Source organism: Klebsiella sp. C360 (genome assembly GCF_048822415.1).
GTDB classification, from domain to species: domain Bacteria; phylum Pseudomonadota; class Gammaproteobacteria; order Enterobacterales; family Enterobacteriaceae; genus Klebsiella; species Klebsiella quasipneumoniae.
This window is the reverse complement of sequence record NZ_JBMEZZ010000001.1, coordinates 436,807-451,893: the sequence shown is the minus strand read 5'-3', so window position 1 is coordinate 451,893 and position 15,087 is coordinate 436,807. Positions and strand designations below refer to the sequence as shown.

General features: G+C 46.2%; 18 protein-coding genes. 10 read left to right on the top strand and 8 right to left on the bottom strand.

Annotated features, from left to right (window positions below; translation table 11 throughout):
* Positions 1–9 precede the first annotated feature (9 nt).
* The 7 genes from ACOI7D_RS02255 to ACOI7D_RS02225 all read right to left on the bottom strand — a co-directional run bounded on the left by ACOI7D_RS02255 (position 10) and on the right by ACOI7D_RS02225 (position 5,509).
* Positions 10–1,137, bottom strand: coding sequence for a site-specific integrase (locus tag ACOI7D_RS02255; RefSeq protein WP_040203304.1), 1,128 nt, complete (start codon positions 1,135–1,137; stop codon positions 10–12).
* Entirely contained in the window at positions 1,118–1,363 is a 246-nt protein-coding gene (locus tag ACOI7D_RS02250; RefSeq protein ID WP_012542206.1) for an excisionase, read from the bottom strand. The genes ACOI7D_RS02255 and ACOI7D_RS02250 overlap by 20 nt, the downstream gene beginning before the upstream one ends.
* 52 nt (positions 1,364–1,415) lie before the next feature.
* Complete coding sequence (locus ACOI7D_RS02245; RefSeq protein WP_101883300.1) at positions 1,416–3,554, bottom strand: exonuclease; 2,139 nt, start codon at positions 3,552–3,554, stop codon at positions 1,416–1,418.
* A 141-nt stretch (positions 3,555–3,695) separates the two neighbouring features.
* Positions 3,696–4,040, bottom strand: a complete 345-nt coding sequence (locus tag ACOI7D_RS02240; protein WP_021462580.1) for an Rrf2 family transcriptional regulator — start codon at positions 4,038–4,040, stop codon at positions 3,696–3,698.
* Between the two features lie 42 nt (positions 4,041–4,082).
* Positions 4,083–4,277, bottom strand: coding sequence for a DUF1482 family protein (locus ACOI7D_RS02235; protein WP_021462581.1), 195 nt, complete (start codon positions 4,275–4,277; stop codon positions 4,083–4,085).
* Between the two features lie 420 nt (positions 4,278–4,697).
* Positions 4,698–4,820, bottom strand: a complete 123-nt coding sequence (locus tag ACOI7D_RS02230; RefSeq protein ID WP_014228882.1) for a hypothetical protein — start codon at positions 4,818–4,820, stop codon at positions 4,698–4,700.
* Between the two features lie 299 nt (positions 4,821–5,119).
* Positions 5,120–5,509: a helix-turn-helix domain-containing protein gene (locus ACOI7D_RS02225; protein ID WP_012542200.1), complete on the bottom strand. Its 390-nt coding sequence runs from the start codon at positions 5,507–5,509 to the stop codon at positions 5,120–5,122.
* Between the two features lie 101 nt (positions 5,510–5,610).
* Between ACOI7D_RS02225 and ACOI7D_RS02220 the strand changes: the two genes are divergently transcribed.
* From ACOI7D_RS02220 to ACOI7D_RS02190, 7 genes are all read left to right on the top strand, one after another.
* The gene (locus tag ACOI7D_RS02220; RefSeq protein WP_012542199.1) at positions 5,611–5,826 is read left to right on the top strand and encodes a transcriptional regulator; all 216 of its coding nucleotides are present in this window, start codon (positions 5,611–5,613) and stop codon (positions 5,824–5,826) included.
* Between the two features lie 2 nt (positions 5,827–5,828).
* Entirely contained in the window at positions 5,829–6,383 is a 555-nt protein-coding gene (locus ACOI7D_RS02215; protein WP_014907826.1) for a toxin YdaT family protein, read from the top strand.
* A 51-nt stretch (positions 6,384–6,434) separates the two neighbouring features.
* A complete protein-coding gene (locus ACOI7D_RS02210; RefSeq protein WP_044522130.1) occupies positions 6,435–7,418 on the top strand; it encodes a DnaT-like ssDNA-binding domain-containing protein in 984 nt (327 codons plus the stop codon).
* Positions 7,330–7,875, top strand: coding sequence for a replication protein P (locus ACOI7D_RS02205; RefSeq protein WP_162889620.1), 546 nt, complete (start codon positions 7,330–7,332; stop codon positions 7,873–7,875). The genes ACOI7D_RS02210 and ACOI7D_RS02205 overlap by 89 nt, the downstream gene beginning before the upstream one ends.
* Positions 7,876–7,888: 13 nt before the next feature.
* The gene (locus ACOI7D_RS02200; protein ID WP_032414029.1) at positions 7,889–8,329 is read left to right on the top strand and encodes a PerC family transcriptional regulator; all 441 of its coding nucleotides are present in this window, start codon (positions 7,889–7,891) and stop codon (positions 8,327–8,329) included.
* Between the two features lie 313 nt (positions 8,330–8,642).
* Positions 8,643–10,406 carry an EAL domain-containing protein gene (locus tag ACOI7D_RS02195; RefSeq protein WP_064151304.1) on the top strand — a complete coding sequence of 588 codons (1,764 nt, stop codon included), beginning with the start codon at positions 8,643–8,645 and terminating at the stop codon, positions 10,404–10,406.
* 611 nt (positions 10,407–11,017) lie between these two features.
* A complete protein-coding gene (locus ACOI7D_RS02190) occupies positions 11,018–12,868 on the top strand; it encodes an AIPR family protein (RefSeq protein ID WP_087830641.1) in 1,851 nt (616 codons plus the stop codon).
* Between the two features lie 405 nt (positions 12,869–13,273).
* On the opposite strand, the gene ACOI7D_RS02185 is transcribed toward ACOI7D_RS02190, so the two are convergent.
* Complete coding sequence (locus ACOI7D_RS02185; RefSeq protein ID WP_072013413.1) at positions 13,274–13,507, bottom strand: DUF1737 domain-containing protein; 234 nt, start codon at positions 13,505–13,507, stop codon at positions 13,274–13,276.
* Positions 13,508–13,958: 451 nt separating this feature from the next.
* Between ACOI7D_RS02185 and ACOI7D_RS02180 the strand changes: the two genes are divergently transcribed.
* The 3 genes from ACOI7D_RS02180 to ACOI7D_RS02170 all read left to right on the top strand — a co-directional run bounded on the left by ACOI7D_RS02180 (position 13,959) and on the right by ACOI7D_RS02170 (position 14,927).
* A complete protein-coding gene (locus tag ACOI7D_RS02180) occupies positions 13,959–14,192 on the top strand; it encodes a DinI family protein (RefSeq protein ID WP_032414031.1) in 234 nt (77 codons plus the stop codon).
* A gap of 62 nt (positions 14,193–14,254) precedes the next feature.
* The gene (locus ACOI7D_RS02175; RefSeq protein WP_050597314.1) at positions 14,255–14,494 is read left to right on the top strand and encodes a hypothetical protein; all 240 of its coding nucleotides are present in this window, start codon (positions 14,255–14,257) and stop codon (positions 14,492–14,494) included.
* A gap of 40 nt (positions 14,495–14,534) precedes the next feature.
* Positions 14,535–14,927 carry a DNA-binding protein gene (locus ACOI7D_RS02170; protein ID WP_051017642.1) on the top strand — a complete coding sequence of 131 codons (393 nt, stop codon included), beginning with the start codon at positions 14,535–14,537 and terminating at the stop codon, positions 14,925–14,927.
* Positions 14,928–15,087: the final 160 nt, after the last annotated feature.

Genomic DNA, 15,087 nt, shown 5'->3' with positions numbered 1-15,087 from the left:
CGAAAAACCTCATAAGGCCACCGTTGTCCACCCCTTCCCACGATCATCATGGTACCTATCCGTTTGTTGTTGAGTTTTATGTCCAAGTAAATCTTTCGTGTTTATACCTTGGGCTTTATATAACCGCTCGGAAAGCGATCTTTGTTCATGGAAAGTTGCCGGTGTACCTTGTCCCCAGTCAATATCTGCACTGTCTCTTGCCTTGCTGAAATTCATGGTCAGTGTTCTGGGTTTCACCTGTGCTCCTCGCTCAGCCTGTGAGGTGGTTCTAAAGAAATGAACCAAATAAGGGCTTACTGCATAATCCCGGCAACGACTGATTACATCTCGGAGGCTCCAGTTGATTGCGTTGCAACGCAGAGCTAATGGTATAGCGATTTTGCTTCCGGTTTTCTCTTGCTCAACGTGTAGATGATCGTCCCAGATGTCCGAGAATTTCATACGGGATATATCACCTAGTCGCTGCCCTGTTACTATGGCTAAAAGCATGGCGTTCCCCATGTATTTGTGATTTTCATCGGCTATATCAAAAATCTTTTGCCATTCCTCAAGAGTGAGGCGCTGGCGAGTGATCTTTCTACGAGGTTGTTTAGTTGCTAGTGCAGGGTTATAACCAGGAGGTACTTCTCCCGCATGCTGAGCTTCTTTAAAAACATCTATTAGGACAGAGCGAATGACTTGAGCCATTCTGGGTTGTCCCTCCGCTAAATATTCATCAAGAATTTGCGCAACATCTCGAACATTGACAGCGGATATTAATTTCATTCCTACCCGTTCCTTAAGCAGAGATACTGGTTTTGCTTTTTGTTTGACAGTATTTTCTTTAATATCTCCGGACTTTAATCTTTCCTGCTGAATCTTCCAGTAACGTTCAAGCCAAGTGTTAGTTGATATTGATTTTCCTGAGCTGGTGGAAATTCTGTCAGTGATTGCCATTATCTGGCGGGTTTGTTGTTCCGCCAGTCTTTTATTTGCTTCAATAGCTATTGCCGTGGCCTCTGCTTCGTCTGTTCCTAGACTATGAAACTTACCAGTTATCGGGTGCTTATAACGCCAGTATACTTTATTAACCTTTCTACTGAAGAGCGGGTATAAATTTGGAATAGATATATTATTTTTACGTGGTCTGGCAGCCATCGTTCAAAATCCTCTGCAAAAGAACAGGGTCGCTTTTCTTTACTACAGGAGTGGTCAATGTACCGACCAACTCAGCATCCTCCCTGACGCGCCAGAATCGACCTTCTTTTTTGGCTGGGGGAGAAAACATATTCTGTTTTGCATAATTCCTGAGAGTGGAAACACTTGGAGGATTGCTTCTGTATTTCTCGTTTGCCCACTCTTCAAGGGTTAACATCTGGAGCATATGTTTTACCTCATTATGGCCCATTGCTGGGCCAGTATCTGAAAATAAAAAATCAGTTTTGCATCAATTTTTGCAGCACCTGATTGCCGGCAATTATTCGCTGCCAGATCGCTGATATATAGCGGGCCTGATGAATAGCATCAGCGAGGGCATTGTGACGAGACCCTTCAAACGGGATCGTTGTTTTGGGGTCGAAGCTAATGGCCTGGCCGATCTCTACCATTGTTCGTACGTCCCGATCGTTCCAGTATTCCCACGGATAATCTTCAGCAATGCAATCGTAAGAAGAACGCAGAATAGAGTTGTCGAATGACGCACCGTTACCCCATACCTGCGCCTTTTTGCTCCCACCAGCGACATTATCAGAAACAAATTCTCTGAACTGGAGTAATGCATCCAGCAACGGGATAGCATCATCATTTACGATTGCAGAGCGTGCTTCGGAGGACTGCTTAAGCCACCAGATAACAGTAGATGGATCGATTACGGCGCCCCAGTTCACAGAGGATTCAAGGCATACGACTTTATAGAAACTTTCTCCAATAGAGCCGGTTGCCGGGTCAAAAACAACCGCACCAATAGCGACGATAGGGGCGTTATGTTTTTTACCCATGGTTTCCAGATCAACCATAACGTGAACATAATCAATTGGCTGATCTTCCTCCTTATTATGAGGACCGGATTCAATATCTACAGCATCTGTTTGATGAACAACTTCATCTGTTTTTTCTTTTTGGTTAACCTTGCCCGTAACGTCAACAAGACCGTCAATGGAAAATACTCCGTCCCCAATTTTTGAAACTTCAGGCTGCCTGGTCTTGGTAAGGTCTTCGGTTACCCACTTCGGATCCGTAGGGTCGCTAATCCCTTCAACATATTCGCCGCGCTCGGAGGCCAGAACCTGATTAGCGTCTGGACGTTGCTTTTGAGCCTCTTTTACCAGTTCGGTACCAACTGCTTTAAAGTCGGAGGAGAGTGTTTCCAGCTTTGCGCTGCTATCCTCTCCGGCGATTGCTTGGTTTATTGCATCCAGAGTGACTGCAGCAGATGGAATATGCCCCGCCTTGGCAAGCGTTTCAGCGCTTGGGGTATCATGCTTATGTTCAGTCAGATTCGCGTTGATGTAGCCACGCAACCGATCTGGAAAAGGAGTTATTCCACTGGATGCTTCCCTGATCAGTGCAAAAATCGCTGCACGGGAATAATCAAGGATGCCTGGTGTGCTCCGTAATGCTGCAGACCATTCTTTAAATGGACTTTCTTTCTTCTGTACTATTTCCTTCGCGCGGCGGTGGACTGATGCCGGAAAATTATAGATATCAAAATCCATAGGCATCGTCGCAAGGGCGATCTCTATGTCCAGAGTATCCAGCGAATGCTGATAATCCGGATTGCGGTCAGTTTTGTTACCGCCACCAGCATTGGCGCCGGTATCTGTTTTGTTTATTGAGGTGATATAGTTTCCAGCAGTCCATTCCTTTGTAAGGATCCCGCGGTCAATGTGCGACGTTTCAAGCCACAATTTGGCGAACTGAATTTGCTTGCCGAGCTCATGGCGTTTCCCCACAGGAAATACGCTCTTAAATGCGCTGGTAAATTTCCACAGGCCAGGCATATCATATTTTTTAAGCTCCGGAATATTTTCTGCCGTCAGCAGCAGATTCTGCACACCGTGATTATCCGTATCCATTTCCATCGCTGAAAGGCGGTTACGATGAGGAATGCTAATGTGATACACGTGACGTTCGTCGGCCATATACTGGGCAAGCAGCTGCGTGCGGAATGACATTTCCGCCAGGTTGAAGAGTGCTTCTTCATTGTTCGAATAGTCTTCTTCATCACTATTTGCAGGAGAGATATCGTTTTCTGGTTTACTAGAGGGCTGTGGTTCAGCAGCCGCCGGCGCAACGATTTTTTGCCATGTCAGCCCGTCTTCACCACCAAGCTCGTAGCGATCGCACCAGGTGTCATCCAGTACACCTTCTTCCGGTAAGTCATCAACGATGAGCCAGTTGGTGCGGATCGGCAGCTGATGGCTGGCGCCACGGCCAACGTTAATTTCAGCGTCTTCCAGGATGTCCAGGATTTTGCGCTCGGCGCGAGAATCGGATTTAGCAGAGAACCAGCAGAAGAGGCTTTTCGCTTCGTTTGCTTTTGCCTTAGCTTTAATGAGATACGGGTAGTTGTTCATTGCGTTTGGGCTCCTTTGGATTGTAAGATACCCGGCAGCTGATGGCAGCCGCCCTGGTGGTGGTCATTGGTCAAAACTCGATTCCGGAAAGCTTTGGTCGGCTGACCGGGTACTTAACCCGCCTTGCGCGGGTTTTGTGCTTTATGGGGCTGGCGAATCGGCCCGCAGCAGCTGTGATACGCGAACGTCGTCAAGCGCTCGCAGGATAGGCTCAAAAGTTTTATGGGCTGGCAGTTTAGATACCGCAGTGATCACTTCTGTAACGGTGATGTCATCGCCGCGGGGGCTATAACCACCACCTGGGCCACGCTGTGAAATTACCAGGTTACCCGCCCGCAGCTTTTTGAAGATCTGCTCAAGGTATGAAGTAGACAGCTTTGACTCTTTACTGATGGCCGTCAGTGAAACGGGCGAGCCGTCATAGAGCTTATTCAAAGTGGCGGCGGCCTGGACAGATGCCAGAACGCGTTTCATTCCAAATTCCATAATCACTTCTCCGGCCGTAACGGCCATTGGTCAAAACTCGATTCAAAAACTCGCTGCAGGCTGTTGGTCGTCAGCCATGTTTTGTGCATTTCGGTAGGGGAGGCACTGGCCCTGTACTTTTTGTTCATCGGCGTTGCTGTTGCAACTGGCCTCTGATGGATAAACACCGATCAGAACATCAGAGCATTCACCAGTGAGAGCACAAACGCTGATGACAAGGGCAAACAGGGTATTCATGCCTCAGCCTCAGGGTTTCCTTTCTGCGCCAGCAAGTAACACAGCTGGCGTAGTCTCACCTCGAACCAGTTCAGGCGGGTCGCCTGGTTCCCGGTAGGTACTCGGGCAAAATCCTTCATAGTTATCTCCAGTTAACTCAGTATTAGGATGTGGTTTTGCAATGCGGCGCCGGGTGCCTCCCGGTGACGGCAGCCAGTTAACAACTACCGCCGACAACTTTTTCCCCACAACGTGTGAATAACCGCCATGTTTACTTTTTTAACTGTGTCGCGTGCGCATAGCCGCATTCACCGCATTGCAAACCCTGATTTTTTATTTTCACTACTTCGACGCGCTTCGTCGGTGGTGTCGTGACGCTGATCTTCACGATTGAGCTTTTTCACCCTGCAATTCACCACCACGAAGCGCGCAGGATTTCCATTACATTTCAGAAGAGGCGCAGTCTGCCGGCTTACCTGAAAGCGCCGCGGTAAACTCGCTGAAACTCAGCGCCTCCTCACCTTCAGAGAGGCTTTCAAAATAGTCTTCATATGCTTTATCCATACTCATTTCTTTCCCTTAAGGCCGGGCAGCCGAACGTTGAACCTGCTGCGATTGATATTGCTGTCATCTCATCCGGTGTTTCGTATGCCGCCGGCAGCTACTTCGTGGGCTTCCTGCCTCGATGACTTGCTGCGATGGAATGATTAAAGCATTGGTTTATGTTTGATGTCAATATTGGATTTATACAGATGCAAACTTTTGCTTTAATCGAGACAGGGGAGCTGTTGGAGTGATTGAGGCTGCGCGGCAGGCAAAAAAAAACCGGCATTTGCCGGTTTCATGGGGTGAGATCAGAGATGTTAGTTAGTGTCGCTAGCCTTAAATCGACCACGGAGATATTTCTCAACATAATCATCGATTTCTTTTAGGCGGACTTCAAACGTATCAATCATTCTCTCTTGTTCAGCCTCAGGTAACTGCCTAAACAGACGTAACATTTTGCTCTCATTTGGCTTGAGGCCTGAATCTTCAGATACTTTCTCTCCAAGCAACCAAGTTACAGACACATTGGCAGCTTCCGCGAGGGCAATTGCGGACTTTTTACTGATTACTCCTTTCTTAAACCACCCATTCACCGCTTGAGGTGTAACTCCAGCAATGCGAGCCATATCCGCCTTGCTGATCCCTCTTTGAGTAATTTCTTCCAAACGAGCAATCAGTTGGTTGTTGAGTTCTTCAGTGTTTTTCATAAGCCCATTGTAAAGGTTTAGTTTATAGTCACAATAAATTAAAAATTTGCATTGAATATAAACCTATGCTTTATTATGCCTAACTTAACGAGGAGATAGATATGACAGCCCTTGATAACGCAATTCGAGTAGCTGGCTCAGCCAATAAATTAGCATCAACGCTTGGAGTAAGCGGCATGGCAGTAAGTCAGTGGAAAACAAAAGGTATTGTGCCTTCATCGCGAGTTTTACAGGTTTTTAATGCAACGGGCGTTACGCCTCATGAATTACGTCCTGATCTATATCCGAATCCGACGGATGGAATACCTAAGGAGTGACCATGCAAACCACCTCTTTTGAAAATCATACTCCGGTGATGAGTATGCAACTGAAAACGGAAAATCAGTATTTGCCCCGTCGGCGTGACGGCAAGAAATGCCGAGCCATTTTGGCCGCCGTTCAGGAATGGGAGTCCTCATTACCTGGGCGTGCGCAAGACCACGTCGCGCAGCTGGTGGCCGAACAGTGGGAGAAACAAAACGGGCGCGGTATCAGCGTCAATAAACAAAATCTGTATCGCTACCTGAAAAACGAGGGCGGTTCAGAGAAGTACACCAGTTATGTCATCCAGCTTTCGGCGGCGATCGCTGATGCAATGCCGATAGAGATCGCGCGCAAACATGGCCTAAAACATGGCTTAACTGAAACTGAGCTGGTGGCCAATGCAATCAAAGAATGCAGCGAAGCGCACCAGGCCAAGTTACTTGGCGCACCACTGCAGAAACTAGAGCGTGAAATACGGGAAGCTGCAATTGCACTTTTTAACATGCTCCCTGCAGATGCGGCGGGACCACTACTGGCGAGCATCAGCGCCGTAGCGCCGCAGTTTTTCTAATCGAGTTTTGACAATGACCACCAGCACCAGCTGGTTAATAAGAGGTTTCAGATGGCCCGCATCAGAACAGTTAAACCTGAATTCTGGACAGATGAGAAGGTGGTGGAATGTTCAATTCCAGCGCGTCTCCTGTTTATCGGGTTGTTCAACTTCGCCAACGATATGGGATGCCTTGAGCGTTCGCCAAAACGGTTGAAGATGCAAATCTTCCCTGCGGACGCGCTCGATTGCGAACCACTAATACAGGAACTGATTACTCATGGATTACTCACTGAGTATTCAGTGAATGATGTCTGCTATTTGCAGATTAAAGGTTTCCTTAAGCATCAAAAAATAAACAGGCCTTCGGCCTCAAAAATACCTCTTCCGCCAGAATTCACTGAGTCTAAGGCAGGAAAGGAAGAAAAGAGAGCTCCTAATCAAGGAGGGCTCAGTGAGGACTCAGTGAATCCTCATGGAGGACTCACTGACGGAAAAGGAAGGGAAGGGAAGGGAAAAGGATCAAACCCCACTCTCTATGCGCAGGAGAGAAATTTTCCCCAGCAACCTCAGTATCTACCTGGAGTGGATATTCCGATCGGAAAATTCACCATGCACGACCTTTGGCTGCCGTCACAGGACTGGCCGCGACTGGCTGCTACCTGGGGTATAGCGCTTCCCGAACCGGCATACCTGCCTACAGAGCTGGCAGAGTTCATCGCGTACTGGAAATCCGAGGGGAAAGTGTTCACTCAGATTCAGTGGGAGCAGAAATTTGCCCGCAGCGTGATAAGTGCCAGAGCCAAATCTAAACCACAACCAGCAACCGGAGGTAATGGCCATGCAGGAATTCAACCAGCTAACACCGCATCCCGGGCAGTTCAGGAAATTCAGGCAGCCAGAGAGCGCTGGGAAAAGCAAAACGGACTTGCTGGCGGCGGATACGGCTTGGCGGCTATGGACGGTAATGGGGGAGATATTCTCGAACCGGTGGACCCAGAAGAACGGGGCGGCGCCCTCGGATATGTGGATTGCCCAGATTGGATCGATGAGTGATGCCCAGATTATGCTGGTCTGCAGGCAGTGTATGGAGCGCTGTGCGGCGGGAAACACATGGCCGCCGGATCTTGCTGAGTTCGTTGCGCTGGTGTCAGCCAGCGGTGCTAATCCATTCAATCTGACATCCGATGCAGTGATGGCGGAGTACAAACGCTGGAGAAACGAATCTTATCGATACTCGGGCAGCGACAAATATCCATGGAAACAGGATGTTCTGTATCACATTTGCATTGAGATGCGCAGAACCGGAGTTGAGAGGAACCTGACGGAGGGAGAGCTGAAAAAACTGGCAGAAAACTTACTCACGAAATGGACTAAACACCTGGCTAACGGGTTTTCGATTCCTCCGATTCGTCGGCAGTTGGCAGCACCGAGGCATCCAGCTGGGCCGACGCCAGCGCAGGTTCTGATGGAAGAGTACAAACGCCGCAAGGCGGCAGGTTTAACCAAGTAAACGAGTTTTGACCATGACCAAACAATCAAAAACCAAAGTAACCAAAGCACAGATGGTGCTTGCCATCGTTAGCCGGACGCCAGAATGCGTCCTGCAGGATGTCTGCGATGCGCTGGACTTGCAAGCCAGTACAGCAGGTAACTTGCTGCGGCAACTCCATGCCGCGGGAAAACTCCATCGTACCCATAACGGTTGCCAGTATGTCTACCGGGTTGTTGCAGGCGTTGAGGTTCCCGATGTTGCCCTGCCGCAGACTGCAACACCATTATCTGAAGAGGATGTGAAGAAAGTCCAGGACGCACTGGCCCTGGCGAAGACGCTGGAAGACAAAAAGCTGTGGCGCCGGGCTGCGACTGTTTACACATCGATGCTTGGGATGACTACAACAGCAAACGAACTCTGGTTGCTTGCCAAAATGCGTAACCGCTGCCTGCGCAAAGCGACGAGGTGCTGATTATGCCTAAAATGGAATCAACAGCAACTGGTACGGGATGTCAAAGCTAAGTTTAAATATCCCGGGGTGAGGCAAAGCTGAGATGTCCGCTGAGTGCCAGGAGCGGACATTACTGACACAAACACAACCAGCAAATGGATTACCGGGCAGCCCGGGGGCGACATTTCCGGGAGACAATCAACTGGAAACATTTTAATGTGAGAGTTTATGCAGGTCACAGCGTATGTATTACCATATGCCATTGGAAGAATGATGCATGCTACCTTTGAGTGTGGAATAACCAGAAGCCTATTGCGCCGGAGGATGTCTTGCCATGTTGACCGATCTCAGCAGAGATGAAAGTAAAAGACTTGCGGCAATCGACTTGTTGAAAAATCCTGACAAGGGCCGGGATGATGCGTTAAAAAAATATACTCATCTAATATGCCAATTGCTGAACATGCCGATGGGCTTTGTTTCTGTTCTCGATGAAGAAAAGCAATACATCAAATCAGCCCAAAATGTTGCCGTCACGGAAATCAGCCTGAGCGAGGCATTTTGCGTACAGACCCAGGAACAGAGTAAGACATTCATTTGTCATGACACTCATCAGCACCCTACCTTTCGTGACTATCACGCGGTGAAAGAGGCTCCATTCATTCGCTTTTATGCAGGCTGCCCACTTAAAACCCAGGATGGAGTACCCATAGGTACCTTGTGTATCCTCGATACTCAGCCTAGGGAACTTTCAGACGAGCAGCTCGATCTTTTTGAAAAGATTGCAGGACTTATATCGGATTTTCTGGCCTCGTGGCACTCCGTCGGCTACCTCGATATAGTCACGCTATTACCAAACCGGCAGCGACTGCTGAAGGATATAGAGGTTTCAACTGAAGGCGCATTCAGGCTCGTCATTATTGATTGTATTGATATGCCATTAGCCTACGAAATGGCTCGCTCACTCGGTATGACTGCCGTAGAAAATCTACTTCGTAATATGGTCGCAGAGCTGCAGATCCGCCTGCCTTTAGAAGGGCCGCTCTACGCCGTGGCAGTTGGACGATTTGCCTTTTTTACCCATAAGGAAAAAACTCGGACATTAGAAGATATCTCTCAAAGCCTTCAGGGGATCCAGGCCAGGTTTACCCCTGAAGTTCCCCTTGATCTGGATATTCACATGGGTGACTCCGGGCTTTGCGATAAATCTCTGACATCGAATGAAATACTGCGCCGTGCAGTCAGCGCATTGCATGAAGGGATAAGTCAGGGGCGCCGGTTTACAGTTTATGATGACGCACTGGATAGCCGTAAGAAGACTGATTTCAGCCTTCTTACTGAAGTTAGACAAGCGCTACAAGAAAACCAGGGCTTATATCTGGTTTATCAGCCGAAAATCTCACTGGTGACAGGGCGTGTGACGGGAGCCGAAGCTTTGCTTAGATGGCAACATCCTAAAAACGGCGAAGTGTTGCCGGGTGTGTTTATTCCTCTGGTCGAAAAGACCAGCCTGATGCGTGAACTCACAGCATGGGTTATCGATCACACGATTGTGCAACTGAGTGCCTGGCAAAGCCGTGGAGTTTCTTTACCTGTGTCGATTAATCTGGCTGCCAGTGATTTTTCAAGACCAGATTTCTGCGATGAGCTGGAACAGAAAATGCTGGACGCGCGTCTGGATCCCGCCCTGCTGGGGGTGGAGTGTCTGGAAACCGAGAAGATGCTGGAAAGCCCCGCTGCACTTATCGGCCTGGACATGCTCAAACAACGCGGATTTAAAATATCTCTGGATGATTTTGGTTCCGGATACAGCAACATTAATTACCTGCGACAAATCCCGATGGACATCATCAAGCTTGACCGCTCTATTGTGAGTAAGGTTGCTGGCGACAATGCCAGCCGCATCATTGTTCGCAACGTTATCACACTCCTCAAGCAGCTCGACTATATCGTTCTGGCCGAAGGAGTCGAGGACGCCAGGACCGTTGATATTTTAAGAAGGCTGGGCTGCGATGAAGTTCAGGGCTATTTTTTTGCCAAACCGATGACCCCTGATGCTTTTGAAACCTGGTATCACGGCAGAGACGAAGCCTTAAAGTGAACGAGTATTAAGTAAAAACGTATGCTCGCCTGTCCGTAATATATAAATAAGAAGGGAGCTGGTCACCCTGACCTGCTCTTCATTGATTATCAGCGGCCGATTTTAGTTCTGCATCCGGGTAATCATGACAAATTCTCACTTCCGTTTCTCGCTCACAGTGGACCTTTAGCAGCAGATAGCTGTCTGCTATGTGACATAAGCGGATAGCTTAACCTGGAAAGGTCCTTGATCAGACATTGTGTAACCTTTTATTGTTTGGTAAATGCAGCAGGAGTACGTTCGATGGCTAAAATGTTTAGCACTAATAGCTCGTCTTAGTTCGCTACAAGCTCCAAACCTCCTGACGTTTCTACGGAAAAGAGAGTTTAAACTGGGTGGACTATGATGTTTAGATAAGAATCATAGTACAATGCGATAGTTCCGAGGTTTTAGCTAGGTAATGCGGTAACAACTATATCCTATCAAGTCGATGTACTTATTCGGTTCAGTATTTTTACATTGACAATTCCGTGAAATTATGAGCAAATTGATTGTGTAATAATTTTATTGTCTTTGATTAGTTTTAATGCAGGATTCATAAAAATCATTAATCTTAGCTAGGAATTATAATTATGCACGCAATTCTTCAACAGTATGTCCAAGATCTCTCTGCTCAATTTGAAATTGAAGCTGAAGAGTCGAAGCTATTTGAATATTTTTGTAACTATGTCATAGCATCAAAAAAATATTTGGGTAGATTCAATCCAATCGACATCACCACACAAGAAGATGATGCCTCATTGGATGGTGTGATATTTATAGTTGATGGGGAATTGATATATAATGTTGACGATGCTGAGGCAGCATTTAATACTTACAAAACATCATTACCCGTTGAAATAATTCTTACACAAGCAAAATCTGGGGAAAGTTTCTTAAAGAGTGATATATCAAATTTTAAGGTAGGTATAGAAGACTTTCTAAGTTTAGAACCTAAACTTCCAAATGGCATTTATAACACCCAAGCAATTGAAATTCTTAAGTTAATTTTTAAAAATGTCAAAAAAATACATAATAAAAAACCTTCGCTAACGATAAACTTTTGTTCTAGTGGGACATATAATGCAGAGAGAGAGATCGAAGCAACGTTAGATATAATCAAACGTTTTTGCATTGAGACTGACTATTTCAGCAAGGTGGAAGTTAAACCATTAGGTAGAAAGGAGTTGATGGACTTATGGATATCGCTCACAGAAAAAAATGAAGCGGAACTGCAGTTAATTGACTACATCGGTATTGAATCCATGCCGGGTATTCCTCAATCATATATTGCGACTGTTAAAGCCAAGCACTTCATTGAAAAAATAGCAATGGATGAAGACGGAAAGATTAAAGAGTCTGTTTTTGAAGAGAATATAAGGGCTTTTCTTGGTGGTGAGAATAAAGTAAATAAAAAAATCTCAGAGACAATAACAGACGATGAAATAAAATCTAAGCAATTCCCAGTTTTAAATAATGGAGTGACAATTATCTCTCCAGAATTGTCTATTCAGCCGAATACAAAAGTGATAAACCTTACTAATTACCAAATAATAAATGGTTGCCAAACGACTAATACGTTGCATCATCACTATAATCAAATCAATGATGATGTAAGATTAATAGTAAAATTTATTGAATCACAAGATGCAGATGTTGCTAGTAGAATCATTGAAGCTACTAATAGTCAGTCCGCTATTGAGGGAGAAGCTTTTTTAGCGCTTAAAGAAAAAGCGAGGATGGTACAAAAGTTTTTTGACCTAAAGCGTAAGGACGATACGTTAGAGAGTCTATATTTTGAGCGCAGAGAAAATGAATATCGTGGTCACGATATCCAATCAACAAGGATTTATGATATCAAAGAATTAGCTAGATGTTTTATATCCGTATTTAAGGCCGATCCTCATAATGCCGCGAGATATGTGAAGAAAGTTTTGAATCAAAAGGCATCTGGACAAAAAAACCCTGACCAACAAGTGGCAGACCAACAAGAAGTGGCAGACCAACAAGCGGCAGACCAACAAGAAGCAGCAGACCAACAAGTATCTGAAAAAAAAGAAGATGTTATATTTAACCCTTCAGACAACGAGTGCGCTTACTTCGCTTCTGTTTATATACGCTATAAGTATAATACAATGATTAACGGTAAAAGAGAAAATGCGCAAAGATATAACAAATACCGGTGGCATATCGCAATGCTGTACCCTTGGGTGGTTCACGGTAAAGTCGAAAAAATAGAACCAAACTCAAAAAAAATAAATAACTACTGCGATAAAATAATCAAAAGCTTTAAAAGTGATGCTTATATTGCACATTTCTCTAAATGTCACCAGATTATAGACGCAGTAGTTAATGACAGTAATGGTGATGTGACAGATGACCAACTGAAAAGGTCTAGATTTACATCGGCATTGATAGATAAAGCACGAAATCTACTTGGTTAAAATATTTAATTATGCCGAGTAAAAAGGAAAGCTAAAGTTAGAGAGCTTTAGCTTTATTTATATTAATAAAATATTATATAGCCGAAAGATGCCATAAAGGCAATGTCCGCTCTTCGCTCTAAGCGGTCTTAGAGACGGTCATGGGTATATTACCAGACGCAGAAATCCTGCGAGGGTAGGGTTATTCCGCCTTTGCTGTTGAGAAAGGTAGTTTAATTTGCACCCGTCATCACTCTCATTGATTAAATCACGGAGTGGAGATTACTGCGGTCCACAGTTCTGACAAACAGTGAAAGAGAAGGCCTGCGTAAAGAAAAAGGTGTCGCGATGCGTGATGAAATTACCTTATGACAGACCTTGCGGTGATTTACGGCACCGGGCGGATTCCGGACGCTGTGAGCCCACTCATTGCCACGAAGCCTGATTCTGCTGTACCTCAGGCCATATGATAGCCTGGGCAACAATCACATCCTGCCCATTAAACGTCGCGGCGGGGGAACCATACAGTTGATAACCAAGCGCCAGTGCTTCTGAAACTCGATGACAAAATTTAGCGTCATCCTTACCTGTCAGGAGACGATAACGAGGAAGACCATCCGGAGGTTCATGGCCCTTATTTTTTATTTCTGGGTTGCTCATGGTAGTGCTCCTCTTCAATTTTAGTCTTTTTGGCTCTGTCGTTATTTTTATCTTCACAAAACCATAAAAAATCATAATGGTCAATCTGGGCCATGCGTCCAGGGGAGTACCCCCGAGCCCTGGACATCCCCTGTGTGCTAAGAGCGGAATCTAGAGCGCCAGAGGCCCTTTAAAAATTGATGGTTCGTTTTGCAGGGATACTTACATTGCCACGTGTCTACTGACCATCTTAATAAATTCGGGTGTACGCCAGAAGTAGCAACGTTTCTTATCAACGGTGTTGATCACTACAAAAATGACTGTATCCCTGTGATAGCGGATTTCGTCCTTTGTGGAGAAAAGATCAATCTAAACATGAGCATGGGTTAGCGAAAAGTGGCATTAAACGCTTGAACATTTCACCTAACAAGTATACTGTTTATTTATACAGTACTTGCGTGAGGAGCTAGTTATGAAAGTGGAAATCACAATTGATCGCCAAAAAAAATTGCCAGATGGCGCTGTGCCTGCTCTGGAGAAGGAGCTACTGCGGCGATTGGATCAAAACTTTAATAACTGCAGTCTTGTGATTCGTCGGGCCAACTCTGATGGGTTGACCGTGCTTGGTGGAATGGACGGAGATAAAAAACGTGTAGAGGAAATCCTGCAGGACACCTGGGAAAGCGCTGATGACTGGTTCTGTTAAGTTGAGGTCCAGTGGCTTGCCTGGTTTACTTTGAGGATTTTGCTGTGAGTAAAAAACAAGAAATGCCGAACACCGGCTATGCAATTATCAGATGCGACGATGGGGTGATCGTTGCTCGTCTGACATCCTTTCCTGTGTGTGAGCGCGCTCTGATGTACCGGCGCGGCGATACTGTTTCGTTTATGCCTTTGCAGCCGGATGAGATCGTGGGGACTCTCTCTCTATTTTCACAGATGATTGAAAAGGCAAAGTCTGGAGTTGGTTACCAGGTTCCGCCTGGTTCTGTTACAATCCCGTCATAGGCCTGAACAACCTATACCTGCTGCGTCGCGGAGAGAAACCATGACGCAAACCCCCGAAGTATCAAAATCCCATCAGACTGGTGCTCCTTCAGCGAGCGCCGGTTTGCTTTCGTCTTCAAAACTAACTTTTCGCCAGCAGGAAGTTTTCGATCTGCTGGTGGCCTACATCAATCAGCATGGCTACCCACCTACGCTATCTGAGCTGGCCGATATGCTCGGCGTTAGCTCGTCTAATGCTGTCCTGTTGCATCTGCGTGCGTTAGAGAGAAAAAATTTTATAAAACTCTCTCGCCGTGTCTCCAGAGGAATTTCCATCGTCGGGCGAAAGGAGCCTATGCTCGCCGTGCAGCTGCTGCAGGAAATGATCGCTGAAGAACCCGGAGCGCGGGAAAGAGCGATTGAGTTTTTGCGACTGTTCGGTGATCAGCCATGAAGAAAAGTTGGTTTTTACACGAGCAGCTTTCAGAGACTGAGGCTACAGAGCTGGTGGAGCGATACCGTAAAAATAACTGTGTGGTTGAGAAGAGCTTATCCAGAGACTTTGCATCGTGGGAGATCCGCGTGTTGTTGCCGGAATCGAAGAAGCCGCCACG